Raw genomic sequence first — 20,843 nt, 5'->3', positions numbered from 1 at the left:
TCGGGTGGGGGACGAGTGTTATCGATGTTACGGCAGTCGACGTCTGCCGCATTGCACCCTGTCGGGTCGCCCGCTCCCGAGCCGCGTATCCGCACCGTTAATCAATCCGCGAGCAGCGATGATTCACGACCTGGAGCAGCTTGGCGATCGAACCGATGTAGCGTTCGACCTCTGCGTGATTGGCGCCGGACCTGCAGGCATAACCATCGCGGATGAATTGCGCGGCAGCGGCCTTAAGGTTTGTCTTGTCGAGTCCGGTGGCTTGCAAGAGGAGGCCGCGGCGCGCGACCTGCTCCTGGGCGAGAGTGTCGGCCATCCGATGGATTTGGATCACGGCCGTCACCGGGTGTTCGGCGGAGCCGCCACGCGCTGGGGCGGGCGTAGCGCGACCCTCGATCCCATCGACCTTCAATGCCGTGACTGGGTGAAGAACTCGGGGTGGCCAATCGATTACGCGCACCTTGGTCCCTATTACGAGCGCGCCAAGCGGGCCAGCAACTTCAAGCACCCATGGGCACCCTTCGAGCAGGTCCAGAGCGCGCTTGGCATCCAACTGCCAACTCTCGCCTCTGGCGACCTCGACCCATTTGTTTGGCGCGTGGCTTCTCCCGACTGGGATCCAACGCTTCAGTCATACCTGTCGCTTGGATATCGCAGTGTCTTCGACTGGGGGAAGGTATATCGCGGCAGGCTCGCGGCCGACCGCGATACATTCGTCCTCCTCCATGCAAACGTGACGACGTTTCACGACACTGATGACGGAGCACGGGTCGAGGCGATCACCGTCAGGTCGCTCGGCGGGAAGTCGATGACAATCCGCGCGAGGGCCTTCGCGTTGTGCTGTGGCGGAATAGAGAACGTCCGGCTGCTGCTCAATGCTCCGCCCCGGCTGCTCAATCGCGTCAATCAATTCGATAGGCTGGGGCGCTACTTCTCCCAGCATCCTCGCGGATGCATCGCGACCATCGATGCCGATGAAGCGAACGCCAAAGCGCTTCAGCATCTCTACAACACGTTTCTGCGTCCCATGAGAGACGGAGAGGTTCAGTATGAGACGGGGTTTGCGATTTCCGAACGGGCGCAACGCGAACACCAGCTCCTGAACTCAAGTGCGGCAATCTACTATCACGCGCGCCCTGATACCGTTTGGGAAGCGTCGCGGCGCGTGCGCGACGCGGTCAAGAGCGGCAACATCGATCGCAGCACCTTCCGCGATCTGCAGCGCGCCCTAGTCGGCGTCGCCGCAGAGATACCCAACATTGCACGAAGGTTCGTGCTTGGCAGATCCGTGATTCATCGCGATCCGCTGATCTCGATCTGCATCGACTTGGAGCAGGAGCCGGACCCGGAGAGCAGGATTACGCTGAGCGCGGACCGTGATGCACTCGGCATGCGGCGCGCCAAGGTCGACTGGCGCATCGCCGAGAAGGAAAGACGGACGGCCCGCTATTTCGGGAAGTTCGTAGGCTTCGAACTGGAAAGGCTCGGGTTCGGCCGCGTCCGGCAGGCTGATTGGCTGTCCAGCTCGGATGCCATCTCTGTCGACGATCTTCGAGGCACCTATCATTTCTTGAGCGGCACGCGCATGTCCCGTCACCCGCGCGACGGGGTCGTAGATGAAAACTGTCGCGCCCACGGAGCGGAAAATCTTTATCTCGCCGGCACGTCCGTTTTCACTACCGGCGGACACGCCAACCCGACGCTCACGATCGTGGCTCTGGCCATTCGGCTGGCCGATCACCTTCGGGCCGAACTTCGCAACCGCGCCACGGCGCATGGCCGCGTCCCAACACTCGCTGCCGTCGCCGCTGCAGAGTGAGAATGCAATGAGCTCGTCGACCATCCTCGTTACGGGAGCTGCCGGGTTTATCGGCAACTCTGTGACCGACGCGCTGGTGCGCAGCGGCGCCGGGATGGTGCGCGCCGGTGTGAAGTCATTGCAGCCCCATTCAGGTCTGCCCCGGCTCCCGGTTCAGACGATCCATTGCGACGTCATGGATCGCGCATGCCTCATGTCGGCCATGGAGCGGGTCGACGTCGTGATCAATTGCATTCGCGACGATGCAAAAACCGCCACGACGGTCGAAGGCACAGGCCGCATCCTGGAATGCGCTGCCGCAAGCGGAGTGAGTCGGCTGATACAGCTCAGCTCCGTAGCCGTCTACGGCGGAGCCACCGGAACGATCTCGGAAGAGACGCGGCCCGTGCCGCCGCTCAGCGAATACGGTGCGGCCAAGCGTGCAGCCGAGGAGCTGTGCAGGAGCGCGGCCGGCGAAAAGCTGCATGTTGCCGTTGTTCGGCCCTCGCTCGTCTATGGGCCTCATGGGGAAGAGTGGACTGCCAGATTCATCCGCGCAATCGCCTCGGGCCGTCTCGCTCAGCTCGGCGTGAACTGCGATGGGGAAGCCAACCTAATCTACGTCCGCGATCTGGCGATGCTTGCCGCCAGGCTCGCCATACACGAGACCCCGCACTACTGCGTCTACAATGCCAACGGCGTTGAGATACCGACGTTTGCCGAATACTTTGACCTGCTGAGCCGCGCAATTGGCAGAGGACCTTTTATCCCGCTGGCCGTGCAGCCGGCTCTGAGCGCCATTAGGCGACAGGCGCGCCGCGCCGGCCTCTACGCCCTGACCAAGCAGGCTGGGGTCGCGAGGAGCATCTTTCCCCGAAGCGATACCATCGCGGCCGTCGTGCGGAGCGTAGAGAAGGTAGCTTTCGAGCGCCTCGGAGACCTTTCGGCGGACGACTTCACGAAGCGCCGACGCTACGTGATCGATCGGGTCAAGGAGATCGGCTTCGTGCCGACGACCTCGTTGCAAGAAGGCATAGCCGCTTCGGCTGAGTGGGCCTTCGCGCAGGGCCTGGTAAGTACACGGGCCGCGCCAGCAGAAGGCGTCCCGCCCATTCTTCAACTGCATTGAGGAGCCGGAACGATGTCGATCCGGACGGCAATCAGATGAAGACGCAGGCCATCGAGCGTGTTGTCGTCATCAACGACGATTGCATCCGCAGCGGCGGCGCCGCGGGCGTCATGCTCACATCCATCGAGCAGCTGCGCAGCCGCGGCGTGCCTACGACGCTCATTACTGGAGACAGCGGCGATAACCCAGATCTCGCCCGTTTGGATGTTGAGCTCATCGCGCTCAAAGGTCGCCACATCCTGGAAGGCAATCGCATCGGTGCCGCTCTGCGCGGCCTGTATGACCCGTCCATGGCGGCTGCGGTTGGCAACTGGATTGCTACCAGGGATACGCCGGGCACGATCTACCACCTCCACAACTGGCACAAGGTTCTCTCGCCGTCCGTCTTCGTCCCGCTCCGGAAAGTGGCGTCGCGCCTCATCATCTCGGCGCACGACTATTTCCTGACATGCCCCAATGGCGGTCACTATTTCTTCCGTCAAGGCAAAGCCTGCAACCTGTCGCCCATGGGACCTGCATGTCTCGCGGCCTCATGCGACAAGCGCAACTACGCGCACAAGCTCTACCGGACGGCGCGCACCGCCGTGCGCCAACTTGCGTTCGGCCTGGGCAAAACGCCAGCGACTGTGCTGGTCGTCCACGATGGGATGATCCCACTATTCGAGCTCGGCGGGATTGACCGCCGCACGATGCACGTTCTGCGTAACCCCGCCACGCCGTGGACCGCCTCGAGGGTTGCCGCCGAGCAAAATCGTCAATTTCTCTTTGTCGGGCGCCTGGAAGTGGACAAAGGCGTATTGCTTCTGGCGCGCGCCGCACGGCGTTCGGGAGTTTCGCTACGTATCATTGGCACAGGTCCCCTAGGCCACGTGCTTAGACGAGACTTCCCGGAGATCGAGCTGACAGGTTGGAAATCAAAACAGGAAATCGCCGAACTCTGCCGGGAGGCGCGGGCCCTCATTATGCCGAGCCGTTGGCGCGAGACCTTCGGCCTCGTGGCACTCGAGGCGGCGATGAGCGGTATCCCGATCATCGCATCGCGCGCCGCTCTCATCACTGACGACCTTGTCCGCCTGCAGTTCGCGGTGCCCTTCCAGTCCGACGACGAAGACGAGCTGGCCCGAGCGATGGCAGCCCTTGTGAAGGACGATGCAGGTGTAGCGAAGATGAGCAAACATGCGTTCGAAAACGCACGCTTCCTGGCGCCGTCGCCCGAGGCTTGGTGCAGCGAGCTGCTCGCGCTCTATGAGCACAAGCTTGCCGACGCCAATCGGCAAACTGTCGACCGGCTCACGCCCGCGAAGCAGCCTTCTCCATTCACTTTGACGCATGACATGTGGCGATAGCGCGGATCGGAGTGCCGCCAATGCTGTCTCAGAGAGGCAATCACAAACGGACCTCAAGACCATCCTCTTCCGTTGTGGTGGCCGGACACGCCGGCGACAACCGGATGGCGCGATCTGAAGGCACGTCTGGCGTGGCACCGGCGCGCCAAGCAAACACCGCTGGACTGTCCGCTTTCGATTGGCGCCGCGCCGCCGAGATACGTGTCATTGGGGCCCTGCTGTTTTTGTCCTTGCTGCTTCTTGGCCTGCTCATGATTGGCAGCAGGGCGTTGACGGGGGACGCAATGGTCTACGACTGGGCGATCGTGCTAGCCTTGCGCAATCCTCTCAACATAACCGATCCGCTCGGACCGGATTGGTTCGAATCCATCACGGTGGACCTAGGCTACCTCGGCAGCGTGACGGTAGTGGGCGCGATAGCACTGGCGGTCATGGGATACTTTCTGTTGGTACGCAGGCGCGACCTCGCCATTCTCGTGTTCGCGGCAGTTAGTGGCACGGCCATCGTGACCACGTTGCTCAAGCTCGCGGTCGCCCGTCCTGGAATCAATCTGGCGATGATGAGGTTTGAGACCTCCACATTCAGCTTCCCCAGCGGCCACGCAGCTTTGTCAGCTGCCATCTACCTCACCCTGGCGGCACTCATTGCGCGAGCCCAATCTCAGCAACTCGTGAAGTACTACGTCTTGGGCCTGGCCTGCGCGTTGACGCTCATCATCGGCGCCAGCCGCGTCTTCAACACGGTGCATTTTCCGACCGATGTATTGGCTGGCTGGTCGGTCGGGGCGGCGTGGACGCTCGTCTGCCTCTTCGCCATTTCAGCTCGATCGGCCTGGCGCTAGGCCCGCTGCGGAGCCGCCATCATCACGATCGGCGCCGCGCTGCGTGCACGAGCGGTGACACTGCTGGCCACAGCCAGGGCAATGAAGAACACAAGCCCCGGATCGGCGGCCCCTCCACCTATGGATGCAGCCAAAAGGGAGCCTAGGGCGGCGGCTCTCACACTCAGCACGGTGGCGCGGGTATCGGAACTCAAGGAAGCTGCGTGTCGCTTGGAGCGGATGATCTCCCAAGTCAGCAGCCCGATCATCGTCGAGCCAATCACGCCGAACTGAGAGATCACAGATATCACCCAACTCGAGGCGCGCGAGCTGCCGAGACCTATGCCAAGTCCCATTGTCTCGTAGACCGACACCAGGCTCTGGTAGTTCCAATAGGCGCGCTCGTAGCCTGAAGCGGATGAGGCCTTGTTGAAGACCATCGCATCGAACAGGCCCCACAGCGGCGCGAGGGTTCGCGCGCTGTAAGCCTCAACGCCGATCGTGACGGCTAGTACCCCGATACCAACGCACACAAAGCCGATCTCGCCGGCCTGCAGTCGGTCTTGCAGTAGGGCGCGTGCCAGGGAGACGCCGAAGACCACGGCGATGATCACGCCGGCGATGTACGCCGTGGTCGATGTGCAGAGCGTGAGAAGAACGATGAGCAGCACGGTAAGCGAGAGCGCGAATTTGCTTCGCGTCTGTCTCCAGTATGTGAACGTGAACGCCAGCAGCAGGATCGTCGCAGAACCAAATGCCGAGGCCTCCGAATACGTGCCGGCAATCCTCCAAAACCCTCCTACGTCCACGATCGTCGCCATGGCGTAGGAAGCGGACCTTATCGGGGAGAGGATGTCTTCTATGCCGGCGAACTTACCGAAAAGGTCGAGGAAGCCGGCCGACACATGCAAAGTGGCCCAAACGAAAAACCCCTGCCTGATTGCCTTAAGCGTGTTCGGCCGCCGCAATACAATGCTGAGGGCAAAGAACGCCAGCGCACCAAACACGAAGTAGAGGGTCTGCGTTACGTTGCCCGCGACGGGCTCCAGGGTCGTTTCGACAATGCCAGCCGATGTCACCCCAATGCGCTGCGGAACGAAGACCGTCGCCTCTCCCGCAAATAGACTTGGCAGTAAGATAGCACCTGCGACGGTGTAGACGCTGAGGAGCAAGACCAGCCAGGCGATCGGTTGTTGCACGAATACGCGTTGCAGATCGCGCGGCCAATTGCGCCGCAGTACGATGGATCCGAGCAGGATCATAAGCAGTGCGACGAATACCATCGGCGACGAACCGCCCAGGGCCGGCAGGGTCGCGATAGCGGTCGAGCCGAAGGCCAGCGAGGCGATTAGAGCGACGATGGAAGGCATCTCGAAAAAGCGCGCCACCCCCAAGATGGCGCAACAGACCAGGATGCCGGCGAGTGACGGTTCCATCAGGTCATAATTTCTCTGACAAATCTGCTCGCAACGCCGAACTGCGGATTCTCACAGCTTGAGTGTCGGTCTCGTCTGGCGTCGCAACAAGGATGAAAAAGTATGTAGAGCGGCAGATTCAATCGCCTGCCTAGTACTTTGGAGGTAGGAGCTGCCCAATGCCGACCAAGACAACGCCGACGACGTAACGTTTGCTGATCACGCCAGGACGGCCTTCGACAGCACAAAGGCCTCTGCGGCACGCTCCGGCGCCCTGCTCTCCATGCCTCTCAAGCGCGCCAGCGCGCGGAATGTCTCCGGATCGAACCAGTCTTTCGAGCGCTGCGTGGCGAAGTGCTCGTTCAGCAGTTCTATTTTGCGCTCCAACGTCGCCTGCCTCAGCGGCTGGTAAAGATTCGGCCGGCCGAGGTCTCCGTCCCACTTCGGTATCTCGTACTCGAGGATGAGGTGGTCGCGGAACGAGTTCCAGGTCAGCTGCGCGACTTGGCGATGGTCCTGGTGCGCGTCGTCACGGCGATGCGTAAGGATCACGTCGGGCGCGGCACCCCGCTTGAGCTCCTCGAAGCAGTCTTTGAGCGCTGCCTGAAACGGGAAATAACCGTCGCGGAACTCGTAGAGTGAAATCTCGCGGTGCGAGGCACCCTTTAGGAATCCGTCGGCCGACTTTGTGGCTTCCTCTGCACGCGCCCCCGGCGCGCTGAACACGACCCAACGCACGTCCAGAGCGATGCCGTTCTCGATCCAGTTGAGGATCGTACCCCCGGCACCGATCTCGATGTCATCCGAATGCGCGCCGAGGCACAATACCCGGATCGGCGCACCCGCTCTGACTAAACCCAGTCCAAGCATTGATCAGATCGCCAGCGTTGCCGGCTTGAGGCTCAAATTCTCGGCCTTGCACCAGGGCATTTCACCACGTTCGACAAGATCCTCCAGGATCTGCCGATCTCGTAGCGTATCCATGGAACGCCAGAAGCTCTCGTGCCGGTAGGCCATGAGCTGGTTGTCGGCGATCAGCCGGCTGAAGGGTTCGAGTACCAACTCCTCGCCCTCGCGCATATAGTCGAAGATCTCCGGCCGCATGATGAAGTAGCCGCCGTTGATCCAGATGTCGGAGCGATCGGATGAATGGAAGGCGGCGACAGAGCCGTCCTCTCCCATATCCACGAGATGGTAGGTAAGCGGGGGCCGCACAGCGAGGAAGCACGCGATCTTGCCGCTCTTCTTGAACGTCTCGACCATGTGATCGAGGTTCAAATCCGCCAGCCCGTCGCTGTAATTGGCGAGGAACATTGGCTCGTTCTTGACGTGATCGCGAACCGCCCAAAGGCGTTGCCCAATGTTGCGCCACATGCCGGTATCCAGCAGGGTGACGCGCCACTCGGACTCCACTTTGCCAAGCAGCTCAACGTTCGAGCCAAAGCCCGTTACCACGCAGTCGAGATGGTTCTGCGGCTTGTAGTTGAGAAAGTACTCTTTGATGGTGTTCGCCTTGTATCCAAGGCACAACACGAAGTCCCGATGCCCGTACTGGCTATAGTACTGCATCAGATGCATCAGGATCGGGCAATTGCCGACCGGTACCATCGGTTTGGGAATGTTCTCGGAATACTCGCGGATGCGGGTGCCAAGACCGCCGCAGAATAGGACGACCTTCATGCCTCCAGCTCCTTAGGATCGATGAGTTTCACGGTGGGTATCGGAACGATGAACTTGGCGCCCCACTCCGCCACATGCCGCATCTGCCGTACGATCTCGTGCTCCAAGTTCCATGGAAGGATGAGGATGTAGTCTGGCTTTGCAGCTTCGATCGCCTCGACCGGCAGGATCGGAATGTGCATTCCAGGCGTGAACCGGCCGTGCTTGTATGGATTGCGGTCGACCGTGAAGTCGAGGAAGTCGGGACCGATGCCGCAGTAATTGAGGAGCGTGTTGCCCTTGCCCGGCGCGCCGTACCCGCAGATGGACTTGCCGGCGTTCTTGGCGTCGATGAGAAACTGCAACAGCTCGCGCTTGGTCCTTTTCACCTTTTCGCCGAACGCCTGATAGGCGGCGACGTCGAGTAGGCCTTCGTCCTGCTCGCGCGCGATGAGCGCGTCGACGGCGGGAGTGACCATATGCGCGGAGTCGCGGTGCGCGAGATATACCCGCAAGGATCCGCCATGCGTCGGCAATTCCTCGACGTCGATGACCTTCAAGCCATGCTTGGCAGCCAGGTGCACGATTGTGATGAGCGAGAAGTACGAGAAGTGCTCGTGGTAGATGGTGTCGAACTGGTTCCCGTCGATCAGTTTGGCGACGTGCGGAAATTCGAGGGTCACGACGCCTTGGGGCTTGAGCAGGATGGCGATGCCCGCGACGAAGTCATTAAGGTCCGGAACCTGGGCGAGAACGTTGTTGCCGACGATGAGGTCGGCTTGGCGCCCCTCGGCGGTGAGCTCACGTGCGAGGCGTGTACCAAAGAAATCGGTGAGCGTCGGGACACCTTTGGCGACCGCGCTTTCGGCAACGTTCTCCGCCGGCTCGATGCCTAGCACCGGCACGCCCAGCGGCAGGAAGTGCTGCAAAAGATAGCCGTCGTTGCTTGCCAGCTCTACCACGAGGCTGTCGCCCGTGAGGCCGAGCCGCGACTTGATCATCTCGCAGTAGCGCCGCGCGTGATCGACCCAAGTCGTGGAGTACGATGAGAAGTATGCGTACTCTCGGAATATGTCGCTCGGGCTGACGTACTCTTTCAGCTGCACAAGGAAGCAGTTGTCGCAGACATAAGCGTGCAGCGGAAAGAAGGGCTCGACCCCGTCCAACTGATCCGCGCGCAAGAAACTCTCGCACAGCGGAGACATGCCGAGGTCGACCAAATCGTGTGCGAGCTCCTCGCCGCACAGGCGGCAAGGTCCGCCAGTCGAGGGCGCAACCGCTCCGCTGACGTTCAACTTTGTTTGGACATTCATGTCGCTGGACCGCTTGGATTGGGTGTTTGCAAATGCTCGTGGCCGTGTTGCGGCGCAGAAGTATGTCGTCTCAAATTACGCAACTGCTCACACGGCAGGTACGGCGCCATTCGAGGTAGGGATTAATTTTTGGCCTACGCCTTTCCTTTGGTATGGGGGTAGCGGAACACTGCCGTGCCCACGCACTTAGGCCGGCAATCACCCCGCCGGGGCGGCATTGTGGCTGCGCATGACGGGCTGTGACGGCGGTCCGATGAGGAAGCGATCAACGCCTCCGTCGAGGGCCTTGGCGTAAACAGCCAGCGCCGCATCGATGGCCTCGAGGGTGCGCTCGATGTCCTCATCGGAGTGCGAGTAGGAGACGACCAGCGATGGCATGAGTACGCCGCGTCTGATCGTCTCCTGCAGGAACAGGGTGCGCATAGCCTGAGAAGGACGTCCTTCACGATCGCGCGTGGCGAAGAGGAGGCAGGTCGGCTTCCCCAGGAACTCCACGTAGTTCTCCAGTCCATGCCCTCGAACCAGAGCCGAGCCCTGTTGGCGCAGGCGTTCACCCTGCCGAATGAGATGCTCGATGACGGGCTCATTCTTGTACGTGCGCATGGTGGCAATCGCCGCCGCGAGAGCGTGCGTCTCCGCACCGTGCGTGGTCGAAAGCAGAAAGACACGAGGCCGATCGAAATGACCGAGACCGCCGAGGCGCATGAACTCGCTGCGCCCGGCTAATGCGGATACTGAGAAGCCATTGCCAAGCGCCTTGCCGAATGTCGAAAGGTCGGGGACGACGCCGTAGGCTTGCTGAGCGCCGCCTACGGCCCAGCGGAAGCCGGTAACCATCTCATCGAGAATGAATAGCGTGCCATCGGCGTGACAAAGCTCCCGCAGCTCGTGCAAGAATCCGGGGGCCGGTTCATCAACGCGCGCTGCCTCGAGGATCACCGCCGCAATGCGTCCAGGGTGTTTGTCGAATAGCGCGCGAACCGACTGAAGATCGTTGTACTTGAAGGTGACCGTCAGAGCCTTGATTTGCTCGGGGACGCCGGCGTTCATTACGGTCGTTCCGATGAACCAGTCATCGCTCGAGAAGAACGGGTGATCGCCGCAGATCGCGATCAGGTCGCGGCCCGTATGGGCGCGAGCCAGTTTCACAGCTGCCGATGTCGCCTCCGAACCGGACTTGCAGAACTTCACCATCTCGGCGCCCTCGATAAGATCGAGGAAGGTCTCGGCGCACTCGACCTCTATCGACGCAGGGCGCGTGAAATTGCAGCCGCGGCTCATTTCGGACTGCGCCGCTTCAACAACCGGCCCGAAAGCGTGCCCTAGGCCCACAGCGCGATTGCCCATGCCGTATTCAATGTACTCGTTGCCGTCGATGTCCCAGACGTGGGAGCCGAAGCCGCGGGCGATGAACGGGGGGGCGACCTGGGGATACTGATCGTCCCCCTTCGCGTAGGTATGGCATCCGCCGGGGATGAGCTCGTGGGCGCGCTTCTGAAGACGCCGAGAAGCGCTCATGTCGCTGCTACGAATGCTCACCTGAAACCTCCTAGCCGTGGGCTAAGGCTCGCATTCCTGCATCGCAGCATCCAGGATGCCGCTCGGACGATGCGGAGCCGCAATGCTGCGTAGCTCTACGCCTTTTGGCGTAGGCGCCTTTGCACCCGTCGGCAGAGAAACGCACCGATGCTTGGCTGCCGGATCGCCGCGGCGTTCTCATCCACCCGATGGCGGTACTGCGCGCCGCGCCTGGCGGGTCTAAAGTACTTTTGATCGAAATCTCGCCGGCCGGAACCTCATGCGATTCCTCGAGACGAAGTTTTGCGACGCCTGGCTCATTGAACCTGAGCGCGTTCACGATCATCGCGGATACTTTGCCCGCACCTTCTGCCACCGCGAGTTCAAGCAGCGCGGGCTGGAGACGGCATTCGTTCAACACAGTCGTTCGCTGTCGGCCAAAGCAGGAACGCTGCGCGGCATGCACTACCAATTGCCGCCGCACGCCGAGGTCAAGCTCGTGAGCTGTTATTCGGGCGCCGTATGGGACGTCATCGTCGACTTGCGACGGGCGTCGAGAACATACCGCCAGTGGCAAGCATTCGAGCTGTCCGCAGAGAACGGGCGACAACTCTACATCCCGACCGGCTTCGCGCACGGATTCCAAGCGCTCAGCAACGACGCGGGCGTCAACTATCTCATCTCGTCGTATTACGAGCCGGCAGTCTCGACGGGCGTCCCCTACGACGATCCAGCGATTGGCATCGAGTGGCCGCTTCCCGTTACGGCCATCTCGGAGCGCGATTTATCGTGGGCGCCGTTGACTAGCCGCGAGACGGCTCCCGTTCCCTGAGCAGTGCGGCGCCTCTCAGCCGCTCCGCCGCTTGCCAGATCGTTGCGAAAGGCAAGTCGGCCCGTTCGGCGATGTCGAGCAGCGAATGCTCACCATCGCTGAAGTTTAGCACCCATAACATCGCCATGTTGCTCTGCGCCGCGTTCTTGTCGCCTCCCACCGTCGCGTAAAGGCCGCGGGCGCCGAGCGCAGGCTCGCACTTCGGCTGCGCGTTTATCATCAAGCGGTCGCGCTCGAGGATGTCGATCGCCGTGCGCACGAGCTGATAGGAGTGCTCAAGATGCTCCGGCGCGACCAACCCGAGACCATCGGCTGAGGTGTGATACTCGGGAAAGGTTCCGTGCTCGCTTCGCTGGAACAATCCGACCGGAAGGTTGAACCCCGGCGAGCAATACTGTCGCTCGTCATAACCATAGGGGCTGAAGTCGCGCACGACTGGCGCGGCGGCATTCTGCTTGAGGACATGCATCATCGCGCGGTCGATAAGCGCGTCGCCGCGACGACTTTTTTTGTACGTCGGGCCGCCGCCGTCGCCGACGCAGGAAACCACGAGCCCATGCTTGATGCGACCGACGCGCTCTTCGTTGAGGGCGAGCCAAGTGATCGCGCCGATCGTGCCTGGCGCAAACAGGAAGCGGTAGGTGTATCGCCGCCGACGCTGCGCTAGCTCCTCGGCGAGCAGTGTCAGGAGGGCAAGCCCCGAGCAGTTGTCATTGGCAAGGGACGGATGGCAGATGTGCGCCGAGAGAAGAACTTCGTCGTCGCTCTCTCCGGGCAAGACGCATTCGCCGTAGGTAAGACTCCCGTTTTCGAGCGTGGACTCTACGACGGCGGTGTAATCACCGGGCGGCAGCGCGTCCAGTGCATGCTGGCTCATGCAGAAGCCCCAACGTTCCTCGTAGTAGGAGGTCCGGTAGGGCACCAGATCCGGCTGATCCGGCAGCGTGTAGATATGCGACCTGAGCGTCTCCAGCGGCAGGACCTTGCGCACCGGGATGCTGTAGTTCAGCACGTGCAGATTGGAGTCGCGAAACTCGTGCACGCGTTCGCCGCTGGCATTGGCGATGTACGCGTCGGTGATGTTCCATTCGCGGGGCACGACCCAATCGAAGACCTTCGTGCCCGAACGCACTTCGGTGACCTTAATCGGGATGTGCTTGCCGATAAGGGCCAGCGACTGGCGCACGCCACTGCCGGTGATGCTTCGGCATATTGGATACAAGGCTTCGACGAGCGCATACATGCGCTTGCCGAGCCCACCCTCCGCGACAGGCGAAGCTGTCACGTGTGGCTTCGGCGCGTGCGCCGCGGTGCTGGCGCAGTCGCGATCGCTCGGATCAGGCCGCAGCACGTCCAATGTGCCTCAACGATTCATCTATGACGCCGTCCGCCATCAGCTTCCTTATGTGGCCGATGCGCTGATAGCGCGGCCCTTCGAACTCTTCGAGTGTGACGCCGGAACGCCGATACGCCTCGTAGAGCTGTTCGGCGCCCATTCGCGCATTCCAGTGCGGCTTGAACGCCGGAAGCGCCCGCTGGATCTTCTCGAAGCTGACGCGATAACAGCGCGTATCCGGTCCGGCATTCTCGGCGAAGTCCAACCGGCAACCCGGGACGACGTCGGCAACGATGCCTGCAATGTCACGGATGCGATAATTCTGGTCGGTGCTGCCCACGTTGAAAGCCTCGTTGAACACCTTGTCTCGCGGTGCGGCGAGCGCAGCGATGAAGGCGCGTGAGATGTCCTCGATGTGGACGATGGGGCGCCACGGCGAGCCATCCGACTTGAGGTAGATCCGCCCTGTCGTAACGGCCCAGGCGACGAGGTTGTTGAGAACAATGTCGAAACGGATGCGCGGCGACAGGCCATATGCAGTCGCCGGCCGCAGATAGACCGGGCAGAAATTGTCATCCGCCAGTGGTGCAATGCCCCGCTCGGCTTGCACCTTCGATTCGCCATATGCGGTGACCGGGTTGAGCTCCGCCTCCTCGGTGACGAGTTCGTCGCCGGCTTGTCCGTAGTTGCTGCACGAGGAAGCGAGCAGGAAGCGCGCGACGCCCGCCTGCTTGGCAAGCTTAGCCAAGCGGACGCTGGCGCGGTGGTTGATGCTGTGAGTCAGATCGGCGTTCAGGTTGCCGAGCGGGTCATTGGAAAGGGCAGCGAGATGGATGACCGCATCGACGCCCTTTAGGTCACCTTTCTCCAGATCGCGGACATCCTTGATGAGGCTCGGAACATCGGCCATCTCTCCGCCCGCATCGAAGGTGCAGCGGCGGTATAGATCGCTGTCACAGCCTACGACGCTGTGCCCCGCCTCGAGGAGCATCGGCGCCATGACGCTGCCGATGTAACCACGATGTCCCGTGAGTAAGACCTTCACTATGCGAACTCCGCCGTTGCCTGACTGTACTTGGCTTTCGGGTGCACATTGCATGCGTCCGCTGCGATCTGCCTAGCAACGAATTAGGTCAAATAGCACCCGGGCGCCTGCGCTGGGCACCTACCACTTACGGCGTATCCGGGGTTCGGGCGCCGCTGAGTACGACTTTTTGCATCCCGGTGCGAATTTCAAAGAATGTGTAAAAGCGAGGCTCCGGCGAGAAGGTGATGCCATGCTGAATGCCGAGCAACTACGCGATGCTCCCCTGAATGCGCAGGTCGAATTTTGGAATCGGTGGAATGCCGAGGGGCGTGAAGCGGCGATCGCTCAGGTATCCGTCGATCAGCGAGACGTGATCGTCGGCTGGCTCGAGGGAATGGGCCGACGCGATCTTAAGATTCTCGAGGTCGGATGCGGGGCAGGATGGCTTTGCGGCAGCTTGACGAGATACGGCTCGCTGACCGCTACCGACCTGTCGAACGAGGTCCTGCAGCGCGCAGCTAAGCGTTTGCCGGACGTGAAGTTCATAGCGGGCGATTTCATGTCGCTCGACTTCGAGAGCTCAGGCTACGACGTGGTTGTGTCTTTAGAAGTGCTGTCGCACGTCGCTGACCAGCCCGCCTTCATCCGGAAGATGAGCTCTCTGCTACGGCCTGGTGGGTTCTTGATGCTCGCAACGCAGAACCGCCCGCAGCTTGAGCGCAACGACATCCCGAACCCGAAACCTGGACAGATCAGACTATGGGTGGACAGACACGAGCTGGCAGGTCTTATCGGCGCTGAGCTCGAAATCCGGTCCCTCTTCTCCCTCACGCCCCAGTGCAACAGGGGCGTTCTACGGGTCATCAACTCAAGCAAGCTGCACAGTGCGATGGCGACGGTCGGTCTGGGTCAAATTGGCCGAGCGGTCAAGCGATTGCAGGAAAACACGTGGCTCGGTTGGACACTGATGTGTTTGGCGCAGAAGCCGCAAGCGGCCCCAGCTGAGTAGAAGCGCGAAGGTTAGCCTCAATCACGCGGACACGACTCTCAACATCGTGTCGCGCTCCGGCAGAGTCTTCAGGTTACCTGCGGGCGAGGACAAACTCGAATCGAGGAAGACCAGGACGTCTCCCTGAACGAGAGTGTCGACTTCCTTTCCGGAGATGGCCCGAAAGAGCGGCGTGAGGCACCCACCTCCGACGCGATCGTAGTCGTGCGGTTCCACGATGACGCACGGCGCCGCGCGGATAGTCTGAGGGGATGCGTCGCACACCTGCCGTTCCGAGCCCTCGATGTCGAGCTTCAGAATCAAGACGCGGCTCCGGGGCACCTGACGTAAGAGTTCCTCGATCCGCCAGGAGGGGATTCCCCCATTGTTCCTGCTCGGAACGGTGCTTATAGACCAGCCGCCCGACGTTTCGCGTTTAAGGTCTACCCCGCTCTCGTCCTGCCAAAGCGCCCCATGCACGGGCCTGATGTTCTCGTGCTGCGCAGTATTTTGCACAAGCATCGCAAAATTATCCGGGTCAGGTTCGACGGCCAGAACCACCGCTTCAGGAAACCTATTGGCAAAGTAGACAGACGCATAACCGACGTTGCCGCCGCCATCGATGATGACAGGAACGTCGCCTGCCACCCGCCACGCCTTGGCCAAGTCATTCAGGCGTTCGATGACCCTGCCGCTAAGTTGATAGTCCTCCCAGCCGAATACCTGCGCGGCTGCAAACAGGTCGCTCTGTGTCGGACGTACCATCACCTTGTCGCGCGAGGCATCGCGCAGGCGAACCGCAGTTGGACGCGCAAGACCGGCAGTACGTCGCGCGAGAATATTCAAGGCCGAGACAACGCCAACGGCCTTGATCAACCCTTCAATGTGCTGGAGCGGACTGGGCAACAGAAATTACTCCAACTTCGAATGGGGCTATCGATTGAGGAGGACGTTCCGGCGTGTCACAGCGATTGAGCGTCTAGACGCTGTAGCAGACGGGGATTCCACGCAGCTCGCAAGGCACGAGGCACCAGTGCCGCCCGCGGCGCGATGCGACGGGCCACTCCGGTGGCGTTTATGATCCGCGCCCAAAGCATCAAGCGATTGGCTCCGCCGGCCCACTCGATGTAGGCGCGGAGCACAGCGGCCGTCTGGTCGTCGGCAGAGGGTTTGGCGCGGAGGATGTCGAGAAGCGTCCCTGCGATCGACGGTGGGAGATATGCGGTGCGGCCTTCGACCAGATGACCGAGGAGAGCTGCGAGGGCGAGCAGCTCGTGCGCGTAGCCGTGCTCCGGGTATACATAGGCGCCGTTCAGTCGCGCGCTGATCGAGGCGACGACCACGTCGGCGAGAGTCAGCGGCCAATCGATGAGCGGTGCGTCAACGCCCTGAGGCGCGGCACTCCCTAGCGCATCGCTCAGCATTCGGTTTGTGTAGGCGAGGGCGACCAACTCAGCGATGAGCCAATCGGGCAGGCGACCCTGGTCACGGCCGGGCGCGGGCGCGCGGCTATCTCGTAGGGTGGTTGAGCGCCGATGCGCGTCGATGCTCGACAACAAGCCACTGGCAACGAGACGGTCGTGTATCTCGGCGGCAGCCGCAGGGTCCGTTAGACCAGACCTTCGCGCGATCAGACGGGAGGCTGCATCGGCGCGTGCGGTGAGCGTCCTGGTCAAGTAGTCGATCGGGCCGCGCCGCGCCGGCTCGGCATGGCGGCCAGTTGGCCAGTTGCAAAGCGAAGGCAGCAGAAAGACGAGCTCGTCGTCGGTCACGCTAGCCCATTCGGCGGGGTACCACGCGGTCGCCAGTGACTGATCGACAAGCTCCGCACCCCACACATCGTCTGCTGCCCGTGTGCGGTTGGAGTCCTCGCTCAATTCGTTGGCGTGCCACAGCATTCGTAAAGTCGCCACTAGCGGTGTTGCCCCTCAGCCTGCACGATCTAGCTAACATGCGGGCTGCTGGCGGAGGACCTCGCCAAACGAGGTAGGCGCTACCTCTGCGGGCGCCACGAAACCGGCACTTGCTGTCGCGTCTGCTGGGAAGGTGACGCTTCGCCGGAGTTAGCGCGTCTCGTCAGCGGCACGATGATAGATGTCATCGCTGCGGACGATGTCGTCTTCGCCCAGATAGCTGCCGAGCTGTACTTCGATCAGTTCGAGGTCGACCTTGCCGGGGTTCTCCAGCCGATGCCATTGCGTCGACATGACGTAGACGCTCTCGTTTTCCTGCACCAGTTTCGTGCAGTCGCCGATCGTCACCTTGGCGGTTCCGCTTACGACCACCCAATGCTCGGAACGATGATGGTGCATTTGCATCGACAGCCGGCCACCCGGATTGACGTGCAGCAGTTTCACCTGAAAGCGCGGCCCTAAGCTCAGCGTCTCGAAATAGCCCCAGGGCCGGTAGTTCCGCAGGTGCTGCGCATGTTCCTTGCGGTTGAGATCCTTCAAACGCGCGACCAGACTGGATACGTCCTGCGCGCGCGCCTTGTCGGCGACCAGCAGCGCGTCCGGCGTGTCCACTATGATCAGATTGTCGACACCTATGGTCGCGACGAGGGAGCGGTCGCTGTGAACTATGGAATCGCAGGTGTCGATGAGAACCGCGTCACCTTCGACGGCATTGCCCGCGGCATCGTGAGGGGAGCTCTCCCACAGCGCCGACCAGGAGCTGACATCTCCCCAGGCAAAGCCGATTGGCAGGACGACGGCCGCCTTCGTTTTCTCCAAGATCGAGGTGTCGATGGACACGGTCGGAGAGTTGGCAAATGCAGTCGGATCGAGGCGCAGGAAGCCTAAATCTTCGGTCGCGCCGGCGACGGCGGCGCGAGCGGCACTAAGCACGGCGGGTGCGAGGTGTTCCGTCTCCTCGATGAGCGTTCGCGCCTTGGCAACGATAATTCCGCTGTTCCAGAGAAAGGCAGGATCGGCAGCGAAGCGCGCCGCCGTTTCCGGTTCGGGCTTTTCACAGAAGGCTTCGATCGCGTAGCAGCCGTCCTCGAGCGCTTTGCCGCGCCGGATATATCCGTAGCCCGTGTGCGGCCCGCTGGGAGGGGTGCCAAACAGAACGATCTTGCCGCGTTGGGCGAGGTCGGTCGCCCGGACCAACGCATCGCAAAAGGCGGTCGTATCTCCAATCAAATGGTCGGTAGGGAGGATAGCGAGGAGAGCATCGTTGCCCTGCCTCGCGGCCACGAGCGCCGCGGCCGCGACCGCCGCTGCAGTGTTTCGCGCCACGGGCTCCAACAGAATCGCCTGCGCTTCGACGCCGCCAGCTGTCAGCTCCTCGCGGACAAGAAAGCGATGGTCGCTGTTGCAGACAATGATCGGTGCGGCGAAGTCCGCTTTATGCCCCAGCCGGCGCAACGTTGCTCCGAGCAAGCTGCTTTGGCCATCGAAGAAGCGAATGAACTGCTTTGGGTACATGGTACGCGACAACGGCCAGAGCCGCGCGCCAGTGCCGCCGGACAATATTACTGGGATGATCATGCGACTTGCTCGGCTGGGTGGCTTTCAAAAGACAAGCACGCGCACGTGGGCCCGTGACGATGCAAGTCCTGCACATGCTGCAGCGTCATCCTGGAGTGGCCGCGGCGCAATTGTGCACTTTGGCGTACGGGCCGGGCTGTTCTGAAGTGCGGGGATCTGCCGTCCGGGCTCACGCTCAGTGCCCGATAGGTGGCCCTCCAAGTAGGATCGTTGATGCCCGCGCGCCTGTTTCCTTGCCTGCCCTGCGAGGGATCCGAGGCGAAGGGAAGGGGGGCCTATACCCCATTTGATTTAGCGTTCTGCTTTTGGCGCGCTTTCGCCTCACGCATGGGAGGCGCATTAGAGGCCAAAAGCTAAGTGGCGAGACCGGCTTACCATGCAACACGCGACTGTGGTTCACAGGGAAAAATCGAACCGTGGGCGGCTGGTTGCATTCGGGGCGCTGACCCTGGTCGAGATCTTCCTGACCTCCTACGCCTTCAATTTCCCAACCGGCCTTCCCGAATGGATCAATCCCGTGACCATCGCGAAGGCATCCGCCCAAGCTGCGCTCGTCGCTCTCGGCGTCCTGGTGCTGATCGCATGGCCAACGCGAGAGAGGATCGCGAACGCCTGGTCCTCGGCCATGCGGGACTACAACTGGCGTGCCAGCGTCGTCGTTAACCTCGCGCTGTTCGCCGCGCTTCTCGCCGCTACGGTGGCTTTCTCCGAACTGGTGGCGCGGTCCGCGAGCCCGCCCTGGCACTGGTTCGCCCTATATTGTCTTTTGCTCCTTGCAACTGCTTCGTCGCTTGCCACCCTCGCTGCACCACTCAGTTTCTGGCGAGGACTCGTGCGCGATATGCCTACGCAGATCGCAACGGCGGCGATCAGCGGCATCCTCCTAATCGTGGCCGGCAGGCTCGCGTTGGAGAGCTGGAGCAGTCTCGCCGGCTGGACCCTCCATGCAGCGCATTGGATATTGAGCCTCTATGAAACCGACGTCCTACTCGATGTCGGCCGCAGCATCCTCGGCGCCGGCGATTTTCATGTCCGTGTCCTCAAGGAGTGTTCGGGATACGAGGGCATCGGCCTCGTTACGGCGTTCCTGGCTTTTTACTGCTGGCTAATGCGGCGCCAGTTGCGCTTTCCGCATGCGCTGCTGCTCATCGTGATCGGCATCGTAGTGTCTTGGACGTTGAACGCACTGCGTATTGCCCTACTGATAAGCGTCGGCCGGCACGTTTCGCCCCAAGTCGCGCTTGACGGGTTCCATTCCCAGGCTGGATGGATCGCCTTCCTAGGCATCGCCATCGGCCTGATGGCGGTCTCCATCTGGTGTCCATTTTTCCGCGCCGAGCCCAAGAGATTGGTGTCAGCTGCGCGACCGGCAAATAGCCTGATGCTTGCGCTGCTCGTGCCATTCATGGCCCTGATGGCGACAAGCATCGTCGCCTCGCTCTTCGCGCCGCACGATCATTGGCTCTATTTCTTGAAGGTCGCGGCGGTTGGGGGCGCTGTGTGGTACTTTCGCGGCGTATATGCGTCATTGCCGATAGCGCTTTCGCCCGTCGCGCTCGCCGTTGGCGCCGGCATCGGCCTGGCCTGGGTGCTGACCGATCCGGGCAACGACGGTGGAACTGAACTTGCGGCATGGATCGCGACGCTGCCGGCATGGCTCGCGGCACTCTGGCTTGTCTGTCGTGGCATCGGCACCGTGATGCTCGTGCCAGTGGCCGAGGAGCTGGCGTTTCGCGGCTACCTGCAGCGGATCCTGATCTCGCGCGATTTCGAACGCATCGCCCCTGGCCATTTTACCTGGCTGTCGTTCGTCCTCACGTCGCTGCTGTTCGGCTTGACGCATCAGCGCTGGATGGAGGCGGCGATTGCCGGCGCGCTTTATGCGCTCCTCGTCTACCGCACCAACCGGCTGTCGGACGCGATCCTGGCGCATGCGGCGTCGAATGCCGTCATTTTCGTTTGGGCAGTCGCGGCGCACCAGTGGACGTTGCTCTGATCGGCCGGGCACACGCACGCTCGCGTCCTCTGCGCTATGTAGCACCCGTCTCACGCCCCGAAAGTGTGGGATAAAAGCATCGTACACAGGTATTTAGCCGCTATCAGTGCGTTCACTGATCGACCGCTCGCCGCGAATCTGTCTTTGGGTGTGTGCATCCTGTGGGTAAGCGTC

At 61.7% G+C, this 20,843-nt stretch carries 17 protein-coding genes; 7 read left to right on the top strand and 10 right to left on the bottom strand.

Going from position 1 to position 20,843, the window contains the following annotated elements; genetic code table 11:
- Positions 1-118: 118 nt before the first annotated feature.
- Genes GIW81_RS07000 through GIW81_RS06985 form a run of 4 tightly spaced genes read left to right on the top strand, consistent with a single transcriptional unit; the run spans position 119 to position 5,115 of the window.
- The gene (locus tag GIW81_RS07000; RefSeq protein ID WP_154738556.1) at positions 119-1,819 is read left to right on the top strand and encodes a GMC oxidoreductase; all 1,701 of its coding nucleotides are present in this window, start codon (positions 119-121) and stop codon (positions 1,817-1,819) included.
- A 7-nt stretch (positions 1,820-1,826) separates the two neighbouring features.
- Positions 1,827-2,927 carry an NAD-dependent epimerase/dehydratase family protein gene (locus tag GIW81_RS06995; RefSeq protein WP_195930428.1) on the top strand — a complete coding sequence of 367 codons (1,101 nt, stop codon included), beginning with the start codon at positions 1,827-1,829 and terminating at the stop codon, positions 2,925-2,927.
- A 35-nt stretch (positions 2,928-2,962) separates the two neighbouring features.
- A complete protein-coding gene (locus tag GIW81_RS06990; RefSeq protein ID WP_154738554.1) occupies positions 2,963-4,273 on the top strand; it encodes a glycosyltransferase family 4 protein in 1,311 nt (436 codons plus the stop codon).
- A gap of 20 nt (positions 4,274-4,293) precedes the next feature.
- Positions 4,294-5,115: a phosphatase PAP2 family protein gene (locus GIW81_RS06985; RefSeq protein WP_154738553.1), complete on the top strand. Its 822-nt coding sequence runs from the start codon at positions 4,294-4,296 to the stop codon at positions 5,113-5,115.
- Here the strand turns inward: GIW81_RS06985 and GIW81_RS06980 are convergent.
- From GIW81_RS06980 to GIW81_RS06960, 5 genes are all read right to left on the bottom strand, one after another.
- Positions 5,112-6,530 carry a hypothetical protein gene (locus GIW81_RS06980; RefSeq protein ID WP_154738552.1) on the bottom strand — a complete coding sequence of 473 codons (1,419 nt, stop codon included), beginning with the start codon at positions 6,528-6,530 and terminating at the stop codon, positions 5,112-5,114. The genes GIW81_RS06985 and GIW81_RS06980 overlap by 4 nt on opposite strands.
- Positions 6,531-6,728: 198 nt before the next feature.
- Positions 6,729-7,379 carry a PIG-L deacetylase family protein gene (locus tag GIW81_RS06975; RefSeq protein ID WP_154738551.1) on the bottom strand — a complete coding sequence of 217 codons (651 nt, stop codon included), beginning with the start codon at positions 7,377-7,379 and terminating at the stop codon, positions 6,729-6,731.
- A 3-nt stretch (positions 7,380-7,382) separates the two neighbouring features.
- Positions 7,383-8,189, bottom strand: coding sequence for a glucose-1-phosphate cytidylyltransferase (locus GIW81_RS06970; RefSeq protein ID WP_154738550.1), 807 nt, complete (start codon positions 8,187-8,189; stop codon positions 7,383-7,385).
- Entirely contained in the window at positions 8,186-9,481 is a 1,296-nt protein-coding gene (locus tag GIW81_RS06965) for a class I SAM-dependent methyltransferase (protein ID WP_154738549.1), read from the bottom strand. The genes GIW81_RS06970 and GIW81_RS06965 overlap by 4 nt, the downstream gene beginning before the upstream one ends.
- 198 nt (positions 9,482-9,679) lie before the next feature.
- Entirely contained in the window at positions 9,680-11,020 is a 1,341-nt protein-coding gene (locus GIW81_RS06960) for a glutamate-1-semialdehyde 2,1-aminomutase (protein ID WP_407658163.1), read from the bottom strand.
- Positions 11,021-11,279: 259 nt separating this feature from the next.
- Between GIW81_RS06960 and rfbC the strand changes: the two genes are divergently transcribed.
- Entirely contained in the window at positions 11,280-11,831 is a 552-nt protein-coding gene (gene rfbC, locus GIW81_RS06955; protein WP_154738548.1) for a dTDP-4-dehydrorhamnose 3,5-epimerase, read from the top strand.
- Here rfbC and GIW81_RS06950 read toward each other — a convergent pair.
- The gene (locus GIW81_RS06950) at positions 11,803-13,074 is read right to left on the bottom strand and encodes a DUF4910 domain-containing protein (RefSeq protein ID WP_154739553.1); all 1,272 of its coding nucleotides are present in this window, start codon (positions 13,072-13,074) and stop codon (positions 11,803-11,805) included. The two genes, rfbC and GIW81_RS06950, sit on opposite strands and share 29 nt — an antisense overlap.
- Positions 13,075-13,168: 94 nt before the next feature.
- Positions 13,169-14,212 carry an NAD-dependent epimerase/dehydratase family protein gene (locus GIW81_RS06945; RefSeq protein WP_324614922.1) on the bottom strand — a complete coding sequence of 348 codons (1,044 nt, stop codon included), beginning with the start codon at positions 14,210-14,212 and terminating at the stop codon, positions 13,169-13,171.
- A gap of 232 nt (positions 14,213-14,444) precedes the next feature.
- Here GIW81_RS06945 and GIW81_RS06940 point away from each other — a divergent pair, with 232 nt between their 5' ends.
- Complete coding sequence (locus tag GIW81_RS06940) at positions 14,445-15,203, top strand: class I SAM-dependent methyltransferase (protein ID WP_154738546.1); 759 nt, start codon at positions 14,445-14,447, stop codon at positions 15,201-15,203.
- Positions 15,204-15,224: 21 nt separating this feature from the next.
- On the opposite strand, the gene GIW81_RS06935 is transcribed toward GIW81_RS06940, so the two are convergent.
- From GIW81_RS06935 to GIW81_RS06925, 3 genes are all read right to left on the bottom strand, one after another.
- The gene (locus tag GIW81_RS06935; protein WP_154738545.1) at positions 15,225-16,088 is read right to left on the bottom strand and encodes an FkbM family methyltransferase; all 864 of its coding nucleotides are present in this window, start codon (positions 16,086-16,088) and stop codon (positions 15,225-15,227) included.
- A 56-nt stretch (positions 16,089-16,144) separates the two neighbouring features.
- Positions 16,145-17,080 carry a hypothetical protein gene (locus GIW81_RS06930; RefSeq protein ID WP_154738544.1) on the bottom strand — a complete coding sequence of 312 codons (936 nt, stop codon included), beginning with the start codon at positions 17,078-17,080 and terminating at the stop codon, positions 16,145-16,147.
- A 165-nt stretch (positions 17,081-17,245) separates the two neighbouring features.
- On the bottom strand, positions 17,246-18,673 hold the full coding sequence (locus GIW81_RS06925; RefSeq protein WP_154738543.1) for a mannose-1-phosphate guanylyltransferase/mannose-6-phosphate isomerase: 1,428 nt from the start codon (positions 18,671-18,673) through the stop codon (positions 17,246-17,248).
- A gap of 376 nt (positions 18,674-19,049) precedes the next feature.
- On the opposite strand from GIW81_RS06925, the gene xrtE reads away from it, so the two are divergent.
- Positions 19,050-20,669, top strand: a complete 1,620-nt coding sequence (xrtE, locus tag GIW81_RS06920) for an exosortase E/protease, VPEID-CTERM system (RefSeq protein ID WP_154738542.1) — start codon at positions 19,050-19,052, stop codon at positions 20,667-20,669.
- The last annotated feature ends 174 nt before the right edge of the window (positions 20,670-20,843 follow it).

Source organism: Hyphomicrobium album, from assembly GCF_009708035.1.
GTDB classification, from domain to species: Bacteria; Pseudomonadota; Alphaproteobacteria; order Rhizobiales; family Hyphomicrobiaceae; genus Hyphomicrobium_A; species Hyphomicrobium_A album.
The sequence above is the reverse complement of the archived record's forward strand: the minus strand, read 5'-3'. Positions and strand labels throughout refer to the sequence as shown.

What these genes read in the sequence shown, in the direction of transcription:
- GIW81_RS07000 (WP_154738556.1), top strand. Translation starts at nt 119, where the DNA reads ATGATTCACGACCTGGAGCAGCTTGGCGATCGAACCGATGTAGCGTTC.
- GIW81_RS06995 (WP_195930428.1), top strand. Translation starts at nt 1,827, where the DNA reads ATGAGCTCGTCGACCATCCTCGTTACGGGAGCTGCCGGGTTTATCGGC.
- GIW81_RS06990 (WP_154738554.1), top strand. Translation starts at nt 2,963, where the DNA reads ATGAAGACGCAGGCCATCGAGCGTGTTGTCGTCATCAACGACGATTGC.
- GIW81_RS06985 (WP_154738553.1), top strand. Translation starts at nt 4,294, where the DNA reads ATGCTGTCTCAGAGAGGCAATCACAAACGGACCTCAAGACCATCCTCT.
- GIW81_RS06980 (WP_154738552.1), bottom strand. Translation starts at nt 6,530, where the DNA reads ATGGAACCGTCACTCGCCGGCATCCTGGTCTGTTGCGCCATCTTGGGG.
- GIW81_RS06975 (WP_154738551.1), bottom strand. Translation starts at nt 7,379, where the DNA reads ATGCTTGGACTGGGTTTAGTCAGAGCGGGTGCGCCGATCCGGGTATTG.
- GIW81_RS06970 (WP_154738550.1), bottom strand. Translation starts at nt 8,189, where the DNA reads ATGAAGGTCGTCCTATTCTGCGGCGGTCTTGGCACCCGCATCCGCGAG.
- GIW81_RS06965 (WP_154738549.1), bottom strand. Translation starts at nt 9,481, where the DNA reads ATGAATGTCCAAACAAAGTTGAACGTCAGCGGAGCGGTTGCGCCCTCG.
- rfbC (WP_154738548.1), top strand. Translation starts at nt 11,280, where the DNA reads ATGCGATTCCTCGAGACGAAGTTTTGCGACGCCTGGCTCATTGAACCT.
- GIW81_RS06950 (WP_154739553.1), bottom strand. Translation starts at nt 13,074, where the DNA reads ATGTATGCGCTCGTCGAAGCCTTGTATCCAATATGCCGAAGCATCACC.
- GIW81_RS06940 (WP_154738546.1), top strand. Translation starts at nt 14,445, where the DNA reads ATGCTGAATGCCGAGCAACTACGCGATGCTCCCCTGAATGCGCAGGTC.
- GIW81_RS06930 (WP_154738544.1), bottom strand. Translation starts at nt 17,080, where the DNA reads ATGCTGTGGCACGCCAACGAATTGAGCGAGGACTCCAACCGCACACGG.
- GIW81_RS06925 (WP_154738543.1), bottom strand. Translation starts at nt 18,673, where the DNA reads ATGATCATCCCAGTAATATTGTCCGGCGGCACTGGCGCGCGGCTCTGG.
- xrtE (WP_154738542.1), top strand. Translation starts at nt 19,050, where the DNA reads ATGCAACACGCGACTGTGGTTCACAGGGAAAAATCGAACCGTGGGCGG.